This is a genomic window from Mesorhizobium sp. M0185, from assembly GCF_040322175.1.
Classification (GTDB): domain Bacteria; phylum Pseudomonadota; class Alphaproteobacteria; order Rhizobiales; family Rhizobiaceae; genus Mesorhizobium.
In genome coordinates this window covers 1-12545 of sequence record NZ_JAMYSY010000028.1, presented here as the reverse complement: position 1 = coordinate 12545, position 12545 = coordinate 1, and the positions used below count along the sequence as shown (strand labels likewise).

At 61.2% G+C, this 12545-nt stretch carries 4 protein-coding genes and 1 pseudogene; 4 read left to right on the top strand and 1 reads right to left on the bottom strand.

The window, feature by feature from the left end:
• Nucleotides 1–10 precede the first annotated feature (10 nt).
• From NKJ20_RS21035 to brxL, 3 genes are read left to right on the top strand one after another with little or no spacing between them, the layout of a single operon-like run.
• Complete coding sequence (locus NKJ20_RS21035) at nucleotides 11–3544, top strand: Eco57I restriction-modification methylase domain-containing protein (protein WP_352746569.1); 3534 nt, start codon at nucleotides 11–13, stop codon at nucleotides 3542–3544.
• Nucleotides 3541–5877, top strand: coding sequence for a BREX-1 system phosphatase PglZ type B (gene pglZ / locus NKJ20_RS21030; RefSeq protein ID WP_352746566.1), 2337 nt, complete (start codon nucleotides 3541–3543; stop codon nucleotides 5875–5877). The genes NKJ20_RS21035 and pglZ overlap by 4 nt, the downstream gene beginning before the upstream one ends.
• Nucleotides 5874–7928: a BREX system Lon protease-like protein BrxL gene (gene brxL, locus NKJ20_RS21025; protein ID WP_352746563.1), complete on the top strand. Its 2055-nt coding sequence runs from the start codon at nucleotides 5874–5876 to the stop codon at nucleotides 7926–7928. The genes pglZ and brxL overlap by 4 nt, the downstream gene beginning before the upstream one ends.
• Nucleotides 7929–8488: 560 nt before the next feature.
• Here the strand turns inward: brxL and dinB are convergent.
• Complete coding sequence (gene dinB, locus NKJ20_RS21020) at nucleotides 8489–9520, bottom strand: DNA polymerase IV (protein ID WP_502902822.1); 1032 nt, start codon at nucleotides 9518–9520, stop codon at nucleotides 8489–8491.
• A 156-nt stretch (nucleotides 9521–9676) separates the two neighbouring features.
• Between dinB and NKJ20_RS21015 the strand changes: the two are divergent.
• Nucleotides 9677–12430: pseudogene (locus NKJ20_RS21015) on the top strand (error-prone DNA polymerase).
• The last annotated feature ends 115 nt before the right edge of the window (nucleotides 12431–12545 follow it).

Sequence of the window (12545 nt, the reverse complement as noted above, 5' to 3'; positions counted from 1 at the left end):
GGAACGCACGATGGCATCGCTCGATCGGCCTCTACGCAAGGAACTTGAAACCACCGTTAGGAAGGCGCGGCGCGTGGCTGAGGCCGGCGCTCGCAAGGCTCTGGCGCAGCTTGGCGTGTCAGAGGCAGAAGCACCGAAGCACCTCTCGGCCGAGCAACGCGCGCTTCGCAATCGGCTGCGCGCGCATAGCCGACAGTTGGGCGACCGGCGCGACCCAAAAACGGGCGTGCAGGCAAGCGCGCGTCTGCTGCAAGAGTGCGCCTACGAGCACTGGCACCGCATGCTATTTGCACGCTTCCTCGCTGAATCAGACATGCTAATCGAGCCGGAGTCCGGCGTCGCCATCACGCTCGAAGAGGTGCAGGAGCTTGCCCGCGAGAAGGCGACAGACTGGCTGCCGCTCGCCAGCGATTATGCCGAGCGGATGCTGCCGCAGATCTTCCGCCAGGACGATCCGGTGCTTGAGATCTCGCTACCGCCCGAAACGCGTTCGGAGATGGAGGACCTGCTCAAAAGTCTGACGAAGCCGGTGTTCGACGCCGACGACAGCATAGGCTGGGTCTATCAGTTCTGGCAGGCGGACAAGAAGGACGAGGTCAACAAGTCTGAGGTGAAGATCGGCGCCGATGAGCTGCCGGCCGTCACTCAGCTATTCACCGAGGACTACATGGTCCTTTTCCTGCTCCATAACACGCTGGGCGCCTGGTGGGCCGGCAAGATGCTGGCGGTAAATTCGGCACTCGCCGCTTCGGCGAAGAGCGAGGACGAACTGCGGGCTGCTTGCAAGGTTGGAGACGTCAACTGGACCTATCTGCGCTTCGTGCGCGACAAGAGTGAGGACGGAACGGAGGGACCATGGCGTCCCGCCGGAGGAGTGTTCGAGGGCTGGCCCAAGGCCGCGAAAGACCTAACCGTGCTCGATCCCTGCATGGGCTCGGGCCATTTCCTCGTCTTCACACTGCCCATTCTCGTTGCCATCCGCATGGCCGAGGAAGCTCTGTCGCAATCCGCGGCCGTCGATGCCGTGCTCAAGGACAATCTGTTCGGGCTTGAGATCGACCCGCGCTGCACGCAGATTGCCGCTTTCAATCTCGCCTTCGCGGCGTGGCGTAAGGTCGGCCATCGGCTGCTACCGCAGCTCAATCTCGCCTGCTCAGGTCTCGCCATCGGCGTCACCAAAACCGAGTGGCTAAAGCTGGCGGAGAAGGCGGTGACGGCGGCCGACCCCGCGGCGAAGCGCGACCTACTTGGTGTCGAGAAGAACCTGCTGACGGTCGGGCTGGAAGAGCGCGTCAAAAACGGGCTTGAAGCGCTTTACGACCTGTTCGCCAAAGCGCCGTGGCTCGGCAGCCTGATCGACCCCCGCCGTGCCGGCGCGGACATTTTCCGCGAGGGTTTCGACAAGTTGGAGCCGCTGCTGGCGTCGATCCTGGCAGCGGCCGACACGGATGATGCGCGTGAAATGACTGTGGCCGCGCAGGGTATGGCGAGGGCAGCGGAGCTGTTGAGCAAGCAGTTCACGCTGGTCGCGACCAACGTCCCGTACCTTGGTCGGGGGAAGCAGGATGATGATCTGAGGGAGTTTATAAACGACAAATATCAAGATGCGAAAAGCGACATCGCAGTCGCCTTCCTTTTAAGGATGCAGAAACTCTCGCATGCCGGCGGGACTATCTCACAAGTGTCCCCTCAAAGTTGGCTCTATCTTGGCCCCTATAAGGGCGCGCGGATATTATTGCTTAAGAATCTGTCCTGGCAATTCTTGTGCCCGCTTGGCCCGCGCGCGTTTGAGACGATCACGGGAGAGATCGTGAATGTTTCCCTTTCTGCGGCGACCAAGGACAGTTGGGATCAGGAAAGTCAGATTTCGACAGTTGATGTTACTCAGGAACTCGACCCGCGAGCTAAAGCACTAGGCTTGCGGACGCGCGATGTTCTCTGCACTAAACAAATTGACCAGCTGAAAAACCCCGATTCCAGACTAAGATTGAGTGACCAAGACGATCTCCCTTTGCTCTCGCAGTACGCGAGCTCATACAAGGGAGTTGCGACGGGTGACCTCAATCGATTCATCGGAAAATTCTGGGAGTATCCGCTAGAACGTGGGCTGTGGGCTCCGCTACAGGTGAGCGTCGGCGAGAACGTTATTTATGGCGGCCGATCGGATGCGATTTTTTGGGAGTCGGGAAGCGGGCATCTTCTCGAGTTTGTGACTGAAAAGCTGGGCGAGGGGAAGACGGGGGCTTGGCTTCGCGGTCGCGAAGCGTGGGGACGGCGGGGCATCGCCGTAAGTCAGATGAGTAGCCTCAGTACATCACTGTACTCCGGCGACCTGTTTGACGAAAATACAGCTGTCATAATCCCAAAAGATGAGGATCACCTAGGGGCTATTTTCTCATTTTGTAGATCGGACGACTTCCGTTCAGAAGTGAAGAAGATTGATGGGAGCTCATTGAAAATACCGAACCTAACGATGCTGAAGGTTCCATTCGATATCGATCGATGGCAAACCATCTCCATCGCAGATTTTGACGACGACCTTCCCGCGCCGGAATCAGATGATCCAAATCAATGGCTCTTTAGCGGACATCCGCGGAGCACAGACGAGACCTTGCAGGTTGGCACGATCCGTCTTGCAGGGTATTTGTGGCCACGTCAGTCGGGGTGCAAGCTAGGTGGTTGCACTCGCATCGATGGCGATTGTCTTGAGCCACATGCTGACACCGATGGTATCGTCTGTCTCACCGCACTCAAAGGCGAGCCGCCGGCCGAGCAGCGCCTGAACGCGCTTCTCTCCGACGCCTTCGGGGCCGATTGGTCGGCCGGGAAACTCGCCGGCCTTTTGTCCGATGCCGGCTATGCCGGCAAGTCGCTCGATGACTGGCTGCGTGACGGGTTCTTCGCGCGGCATTGCGAGTTGTTCCACCAGCGACCTTTCATCTGGCACATCTGGGACGGGCGGCGCGACGGCTTCCATGCGCTGGTCAACTATCACTACCTTGCCGCGCCGAACGGCGAAGGCCGGCGAACGCTGGAAAAGCTAATCTACTCCTATCTCGGCGACTGGATCGACCGCCAGCGCGCCGATCAGAGTGCGGACATCGAGGGCGCGGATGCACGCGTCGCGCACGCCGAGCATCTGAAGGCCGAACTCATCAAGATTCTGAACGGCGAGGCGCCCTACGACATCTTCGTGCGCTGGAAGCCGTTACATGAACAGTCGATCGGCTGGGACCCAGACATCAACGACGGCGTGAGGATGAACATACGCCCCTTCATGTCCGCACGCCCGCTTAACGCTCGCGGCGCGAACGCTTGCATCCTACGCGCAACGCCGAAGATCAAATGGGACAAAGATCGCGGCAAGGAGCCGACTCGCGACAAGACCGACTATCCCTGGTTCTCGAGCTGGGACGAGTCGAGCGCTGATTTCGCGGGCGGCGCGGAGTTCGATGGCAATCGCTGGAACGACCTCCACTACAGCCGTGCCATGAAGCAGTCCGCTCGTGATCGCCACCGCCCGTCCGTGGGAGGCAAGGCTTGACGCTTTCTGTTCCCAAGACGCTCATCGATGCCCTGCTGCAGTCCTTTACCGGTGCTTTGCGCTCGCCGGATGGCACCGCCGCACCAGTCGCGCTCCTTTGGACGGACGCAGACGGGCAGTGGCGGCCGCTTATTCCGACGCTGACGAAAGCCATTCCCGAGCTCTACGCGCTCGGGTCCTTCGCGCCTGAAGAGCGGCAGGGGCCGGTCATCTGGCTTAGGTGTATCGTCGAGCGGAGCCTGCCAGACGGCTCGCCGGCGGCTGACGTGGTGCCGATCCTCTATCTGCCTAACGTTAGTCGGCAGGATCTTCGGGCCGGCGGCGATTGCGCCGCCAACTTACGGCCCCTAATCGAGCTCCAATATCGCGGCGCGGTCTGGCACCAGCGCAACGGTCGCGATTGGACCGTGGATGCTTTCCTGACGTCCGAGGATGGCGTCGGGCTCGATATCGCCAGGGACAATCGCACCCGCGACTCCATGCTCCGGGCGTTGGCGTTGTTGGCGCCCGAGCCACTCGCTGGCCTGCGTGGACGCCGGTTGGAGGCTGACGATTTCGACCGACTGGCCATCGGCGACCCAGTTCGCGATCTGCTCAGCTGGATGAGCGACAAGGATGGATTCGAGGGACGCTGCGATCCAAATCGCTGGGCGACCTTCAAAGATATTTGCTGGCGCGAATTTAGTTTCGATCCTGACGAGGACGGAACCCAAGGGGCCGCCGATGCCCTGCTTCACGGCGGGGGCAAATGGGATGACGTCTGGAGGCGTTTTTGCGATGCACCGCGCCTTTATACAGGTGTGTCGGCTGTATTGCGCCAGGCCCGCCCGCGCGATCTGCTTGGCCTCGCAGACCATTCCCGTCGGCCTGGACTCAACGAAGAGCAGGAGGACAGGCTTCGCAACGAACTCGAAGCCACCGTGTCCCTCCCGCATGCCCAGGCCTGCGACAAAGTCGAGAAGCTCGACAACGAGCATAAGGAACGGCGTGGCTGGGTTTGGGCGCAACTCGGAGAGAGCCCCTACGCCGTGGCCCTTGAGCCGCTCGGACGGCTTGCGAAAGCGGCCAAGACCACGCTCGGCGGCGCCACGGCTGAAGCCATTGCGGCAGACTATGCATCCCACGGCTGGTATTGCGACCGTGCGGCGATGGAGGCGCTCTGTCGTCTAAAGCAAGGCGCTGAAAATAGCCTGGTCACGAAGGTCGTGCGGGCGCTTTACGAACCATGGCTCGATCGCTCAGCGCGTCGGTTTCAGGAGCTGATGTCCGCCCCAGGTGTGGATCCGCACAAGCTGACCCTGGCCGTCGCCGCGGAACGAGACACATGCGTGCTGTTTGCCGACGGGCTTCGCTTTGATGTGGGGGCGACCCTGCAGGAGCGCCTGGAAGCCCAGGGCTTGCGGGTGCGAATTTCGCATCGAATTGCACCGATACCGACGGTTACGGCGACGGCGAAACCGGTCGCGTCTCCGGGGCACGGATCGTGTTCCGGCAAAGCCGATGCTGAAGACTTCACCCCGATCATCACGTCAACCAATCAGGCCGCGAATGCCTCTCGGCTACGCGATGCGATGGCGCGTGCGGGAGTCGAAATTCTCGACCAGGACCAGTCCAAAATGGCCGCAAGTGGCGAAGGGGGCGGTTGGACCGAGAGCGGTAAGCTCGACGCTCTGGGACATTCGCTCGATGCGCTCCTTGTTCGTCAGATAGACCCGGAAATCGACGCCCTCCTCGATCGTATCAGCGGCTTACTGAACGCTGGATGGAGCAAGGTTCGTGTCGTCACGGATCATGGCTGGCTCCTTCTTCCCGGCGGCTTGCCGAAGGTCGAGCTTTCCCCACACTTGGTTGCGACCAAGTGGTCCCGGTGCGCCGCCGTCAAAGGCGGCTCCGCCCCGAGCATTCCCACCTATCCCTGGTTTTGGAACCCAGTGCTGCGCATCGCTTCGCCAGCTGGCATCGGCGCTTTCGTGGCGAACTCCGAATACGCACATGGCGGCATCAGCCTTCAGGAATGCGTCATTCCCGAACTCATCGTGGAGCGCGGCGAGGAGGCCGTGACTGCCACGATCGCCGAGATCAGCTGGCGCGGCATGAGATGTAGGGTAGCCGTGAAATCCAAGGCTGTCGGCTTACGAGTCGACCTTCGTCTCAACTGGAAACAGCCAGCCTCGAGCATCGTCGCGTCTGACAAGGAAGTGGGAAGCAACGGCGAAGCGAGCCTCGCGGTCTCGGACGATAAGCATGAGGGCGCGGCTGCCTCGGTTGTCGTCACCGACGCCTCGGGACGGGTACTCGATTCCAAGCCGACAACCGTCGGAGAAGACGCATGAGCATAGAACTCGACGAACTCGACAAACTGGCCGCCTCGGTCTTCGACGGATACCTCGTCCGCAAGGACCTCGTGCGAAAATACTCCCGCCAGTATCCAGTTCCCACCTATGTCGTCGAGTTCCTGCTTGGACGCTATTGTGCCAGCGTCAACGAAAGCGAAATCGCCGAAGGGCTGGAGATCGTCGAAAAGCAGCTCAAGGATCGAACCGTCCGAACCGGCGATGAAGAGTTGTTCAAGGCCCGCGCCAAGGAGACGGGATCGGTCAAGATCATCGACATCCTGCGCGCAAAGCTTGACGCAAAAAACGATTGTTATGTCGCGGAGCTGCCGAGCTTGAATTTACGCGACGTCCGCATCGACGATCAGCTCGTGCGCGACAATGAGCGGATGTTGACAGACGGCTTCTATGCCGAGGTCACCCTCGCGTACGACGGGATCATCGCTCAGGAAAAGGGTGGGCGCCCGTTCGGGGTGTCTTCCCTTCGCCCCATCCAAATGTCCAAGGCCGATGTGCTCGACGTCTATGCCAAGGCCCGCGGCAGCTTCAGCACTGATCAATGGATAGACTTTTTGCTGCGTTCCATTGGTCTCGAGCCAGCCGCTTTCAATGAGCGCGCAAAGCGCGTTGTCCTGTTGCGCATGGTCCCCTTCGTCGAACGGAACTATAACCTCATCGAGCTCGGGCCCCGCGGAACTGGCAAGAGTCACCTCTTCCAGCAGATATCGCCTTACGCCCACTTGATTTCGGGGGGCAAGGCGACAGTCGCGAAGATGTTCGTAAACAACGCGAGCGGGCAACGCGGCTTGGTCTGCCAATATGATGTCGTCTGCTTCGACGAAGTTTCTGGGATTTCCTTCGACCAGAAGGACGGCGTCAACGTCATGAAGGGCTACATGGCCTCCGGCCAATTCAGCCGCGGTAAAGAGAGCATCCGCGCCGAGGGCAGCGTCGTCATGGTCGGAAATCTAGACGTCGATGTAGAGCAACAGCAGAAGGTCGGTCACCTCCTGAGCCCGATGCCACCCGAGATGCGCGATGATACGGCATTCATGGATCGAATTCATGGCTACGCGCCTGGCTGGGACTATCCGAAGTTGAAGCCCAGCGAACACCTGACCGATCATTTTGGTCTCGTGAGCGATTTCCTCAGCGAGTGCTGGACCAGGCTACGCGCCGGCAACCGCGTTTCGGTGTTGCAGGGTCGCGTCCATCTGGGCGGTGCGCTAAGCGGTCGAGACCTCGAGGCGGTCAACAAGACCGTGAGTGGGCTGACAAAGCTATTATTTCCTGATTCGGAAATGCCTGTCCCCGACGAGGACCTTGAGTGGATCGTTCGAGTTGCCTTGGAGGCCAGGCGCCGTGTGAAGGAGCAGCAGCGGCGCGTCTTCAAGAGTGAATTTCGCAATACACATTTCAGCTATATTTTGGGACCCGATGGTGCCGAGCAGTTCGTATCGACTCCAGAGCTGCATACCGATGAAGCGATTGAGAGCGACCCCTTACCGCCCGGTCAGGTTTGGGGTGTCAGCTTAGGAGCGGGTGAAACTGGCCCTGGACTTTATCGGATTGACGTGACCTGCGGACCCGGTGGCGGCGTAAAGATCCTAAATCAACCCACCCCACCCCCGTTTCGCGAGAGTGTGCGCGTCGGCGAACAAAATCTTTACTCCAGATCCAAGGAGTTGGTTGGGGACCGCAACCCGCGGGAGGAGGAATTCACGGTTCAGATGCGTCCGATGGACTCCGATAAGACCGGGACCGGACTGGGGATCCCGGTCCTCGTCGCGTTGTGCGGTGGCCTTCTTGGACGCAACACACGAGGCGGGACCATCGTTGTCGGCGCGCTCAACCTTGGCGGCTCTATTGAGATGATACCGAACGCTGTTCGAATTGCGGAACTTGCGATCGACAAACAAGCACAAACTCTTCTGATGCCTGTCTCCGCACGCCGGCAGCTGAATGACCTTCCCGACGACCTTTGGACGAAAATCAGCATTGAATTTTACAAGGACGGTGCTGACGCAGTTTTCAAGGCGCTCATGGAGTAAATCATCAATCGGGGATGACTCGATCCCGCGTATAAAGCATCTGGGAAGAGAGACTGTGCAGGCCTCGCGTAGCAGGGCGATCGCCCGTCACGACTCTCCTCACGTGAATAGCCGCTTCGGTCAGGGGACAAGCCCGCGACTGCGCCAGATACGAGAAGGCCTTGATGCCCTCGGTGTTAAGAGTGACGAGATTTTGCATCACGCCACGTCCCGCATCTTCTACGGTTGTGAACTCAGCCCGCACGCGCGGGACGCTCTCTTAGGTCTCGGCGTTCCCGACGCTCCGGCCCCCGGCTCGCGACTTGGCAACGGCCCGGCGGCATCGGTGGCTCACCAATCGAATTCTTCGGCAAAGATGCGACTGACGACCTTGGACGACTGGGGGTCACGAGCGTCCGCGCCAGCTTCCACGCTGAACCGGACGGACAGTTCGTGCTACCGTTTAAAGTGCCCGCGACTTGAAAGGCAAGATTTTGCCGTTTTCGCGCCACCGCTGTAAGACGCCCTTCCACTCGGTAGGTCCGACGTGACGTGCAATCGCATTCCAGCCTCCTAGATGGTCAGCGACATTGCCGATCTGGCTCGGATCGCGTTTCGCTCAAATTCGAGATCGTCACCCCGAGTAAGCGTATCCCCTTGGTGACGGGGAATACCTGATCGAGCAGCGCGGCGCCGACGCTCGCGAGGGCAGTCTCGGTTTCGATGACGCCAGTGATCGTGCGACTTCGCGTGATCTGCTGGAAATCGGCGAATTTCACCTTGAGCGTCACCGTGCGGCCCCGGATCGAGCGTTCATCGCAATATCGCCAGACCTTTCCGATCAATGGCCGTAGTTCCCTAAGACCTCTTTCGATATCGAACAGGTCGGTCGAGAAGGTGTCCTCGGCGCCGACCGACTTGCGCTCGCGATCGGCCCGCACCGGGCGTTCGTCGATGCCGCGGGCGATCCAGTAATAGTACGGGCCCGACTTCCCGAACTTCTCCTCGAGAAACGCCAAGCTCTGTGCGCGCAGGTCGGCGCCGGTTTCGATGCCGAGCCGGGTCATTTTATCGGCGGTCGCCGGACCGACCCCATGAAACTTCCGCACGGGCAAGGCCTCGACAAAAGCCGGCCCCAGCTTTGGGGTGATGACGAACAGCCCGTCGGGCTTGTTCTCGCCGGAGGCGAGCTTGGCTAGAAATTTGTTGTAGCTGACCCCGGCCGAAGCCGTGAGGCCAGTCTCGGACTTAATCTTCGCCCGGATCATCTCGGCGATCGTCGTGGCGACCGGGATGCCCTGCAGATTGTCGGTAACGTCGAGATAGGCTTCGTCTAGCGAAAGCGGCTCGATCAGTGGCGTGTGCTCGGCAAAGATCGCGTGGATCTGCTGTGAGACGGCCCGGTAGGCATCGAAGCGGGGCGGCACGAAGATCAACTCTGGGCATTTACGCTTCGCGGTGATCGAGGGCATGGCCGATCGGACCCCGAACTTTCTGGCCTCATAGCTGGCGGCGGCCACCACACCGCGGGCCGCCGAGCCGCCGACCGCCACCGGCTTGCCACGCAGTTCCGGATTGTCGCGCTGCTCCACCGAGGCAAAGAAGGCATCCATGTCGACATGGATGATCTTTCGAAGGATGGCCGTGCCTGCCCTCGGCGCATCCACTTCTAGGCCGCTGTCAACTCGCTCGCCCACTTCGTCGTCCCTGCGTCACCTGTCGGCATTTCAAGATAGACCGCAACGCGACAGAGTGCAGTCTGGGCAGCGATGCAACGAGTCCGATTGCGCGGCGCCAGCTCTTGCGATGACCTCTTCGCGCAGGCCGCCTCGCTCGGCATCGAGGCCCTGGCGGTCGTCGATCGCAATTCGCTCGCCGGCATCGTCCGGGCCCATCAGGCCGCCAAGGACACTGGCGTCAGGCTCATCGTCGGCTGCCGCCTCGATCTAGTCGACGGCATGTCGGTGCTGGTCTATCCGACCGACCGGGCCGCCTATTCCCGACTGTGCCGGCTGCTGACCTTGGGCAAGAAACGCGGCGGCAAAGCAGCCCGGAAGCTCTCGCGCGTACCGTCGAGATCGCTCAGCAATGCCGCTTCTCGCTCGACGAACTCGCATATCAATATCCCGAAGAAAGGATGCTGCCCGGCCTGACGGCGCAGCAGGCGCTCGAACAACTCACCTGGGAAGGCGCGGCGCGGCGCTATCCGGAGGGCGTGCCCGACAAGGTGGTGGCTCTCATCAAGCATGAACTGCGCCTGATCGAAACCCTGCGATACGCCCCCTACTTCCTGACCGTGAACGCCATCGTGCAGTTCGCGCGCAGCAGGGACATTCTGTGCCAGGGCAGAGGCTCGGCCGCCAACTCAGCGGTCTGCTACGTGCTGGGCATCACCAGCATCGATCCGGAACGCAACAATCTGCTGTTCGAGCGCTTCGTCTCGCAGGAGCGGAACGAACCTCCCGATATCGATGTCGACTTCGAGCATGAACGGCGCGAGATCGTCATGCAGTGGGTCTACGACACCTATGGCCGCGACCACAGCGCCCTCTGCTCGACCGTGGTGCGCTATCACACCAAGGGCGCCGTCCGCGATATCGGCAAGGCCCTCGGTCTGCCCGAGGACGTCACCAAGATGCTCTCCTCCCAGGTCTGGGGCCATGGTGAAGGCATCGACGAAACGCGTGCCCGGGAGCTCAATTTCAACCTGGCCGATCGCCGGCTGCGGCTGACTCTCGAGCTTGCACAGCAACTGGAAGGGACGCCGCGGCACCTGTCGCAGCATCCAGGCGGCTTCGTTCTGACCAATGACCGGCTCGATGACCTGGCGCCGATCGAGCCGGCCCGCATGGTCGACCGCCAGGTCATCGAATGGGACAAGGACGATATCGACATCCTCAAGTTCATGAAGGTCGATGTCCTGGCGCTCGGGATGCTCACCTGCATGAAGCGCAGCTTCGACCTGCTGGCCGAGCACAAGGGCATGACCCTCGACCTGGCCACTATCCCGGCCGAAGACCCGGCGACCTATGCCATGATCCGCAAAGCCGACACGATCGGGGTCTTCCAGATCGAGAGCCGCGCCCAGATGTCGATGCTTCCCCGCATCAAGCCGCGCACCTTCTACGATCTCGTCGTCGAGGTCGCCATCGTTCGGCCCGGTCCGATTCAGGGCGACATGGTCCACCCCTATCTTCGTCGCCGGGAAGGCAAGGAGCCGGTCGAGTTCCCGACTCCCGAACTCGAGCGCGTGCTCGGCAAGACCTTAGGGGTTCCCCTGTTCCAGGAGCAGGCCATGCAGGTCGCCATGGTCTGCGCCGGCTTCAGTGCCGGCGAGGCCGACCAGTTGCGCCGTGCCATGGCGACATTCAAGCACACCGGCGGCGTTAGCAAGTTCCGCGACAAGCTGATTGGCGGCATGATCGCCAACGGCTACGCGCCGGAATTCGCCCGCCACCACCTTCAAACAACTCAAAGGCTTTGGCAGCTACGGCTTCCCCGAGAGCCACGCGGCCAGCTTCGCGCTCATCGCCTACGCCTCGAGCTGGATGAAATGCCACCATCCCGATGTCTTCTGTTGCGCCCTGCTCAATTCCCAGCCAATGGGCTTTTATTTGCCGGCCCAGATCGTGCGAGACGCCCAAGCCCATGGCGTCGAGATTCGGCCCGTCTGCATCAATGCGAGCCGCTGGGACTGCATGTTGGAACCGATGGGCGACGATGGACGCTTCGCGGTCCGGCTTGGTCTGCGTATGGTCAAGGGGCTGGCCAATGCAGATGCTGCCGCGATCGTTGCGGCCCGGGCCGACGAGACCTTCGCTTCCATCGACGATCTTTGGCATCGCGCTGGCGTGCCGGCGGCATCGCTTGTCCAACTCGCCGAGGCTGACGCCTTCCGTCCCGATCTGGGTCTGGCGCGCCGCGAGGCGCTATGGGCGCTCAAGGGCCTGCGTGACGAACCGCTGCCGCTCTTTGCCGCCGCATCGGCTCGCGAGCAGAAAACCGTGTCGGAAATCCATGAACCGGCTTTGACGCTGCGTCCGATGACGGCCGGCCGGGAAGTGGTCGAGGACTACGGTCATGTCGGTCTCACCCTGCGCAACCATCCCCTTTCGTTCCTGCGTGCCGATCTCGCCCGGCGCCGCATCGTCTTCTGCAGGGAAGCGATGCAGGCCCGCGATGGCCGCTGGCTGGAGGCGGCAGGTCTCGTGCTGGTCCGCCAGCGGCCCGGCTCGGCAAAGGGCGTGATGTTCCTGACGATGGAAGACGAGACCGGCGCCGCCAATGTCGTGGTCTGGGTCAAGGTCTTCGAGAAGTTTCGCCGCGTTCTGCTCTCCTCCTCGATGCTCAGCGTCCGCGGCAAGATCCAGCGTGAGGGCGAAGTGGTCCACCTCGTCGCCCACCAACTCACCGACCTCTCGGGGGAACTCGCCAGTGTGGGCAACCGCGAGACGCCATTTCCGCTTCCGCATGGGCGAGGCGACGAAGCTCATCACGGTGGACCCGCACCTGCTTGGTCGTAGACTCGTAAATGCGAACGACCGGAAGGGGTGGATAGTGTTGAAAAAGTCCGGGTTGCAGCAGTCCTGAAGCACTGATTCAATCTTCGTCGTAAGAGGAGATTGAGTCGATGATGGG

Coding starts and splice junctions, on each gene's coding strand:
- NKJ20_RS21035 (WP_352746569.1), top strand. CDS start 11: ATGGCATCGCTCGATCGGCCTCTACGCAAGGAACTTGAAACCACCGTT.
- brxL (WP_352746563.1), top strand. CDS start 5,874: ATGAGCATAGAACTCGACGAACTCGACAAACTGGCCGCCTCGGTCTTC.
- dinB (WP_502902822.1), bottom strand. CDS start 9,520: ATGGATGCCTTCTTTGCCTCGGTGGAGCAGCGCGACAATCCGGAACTG.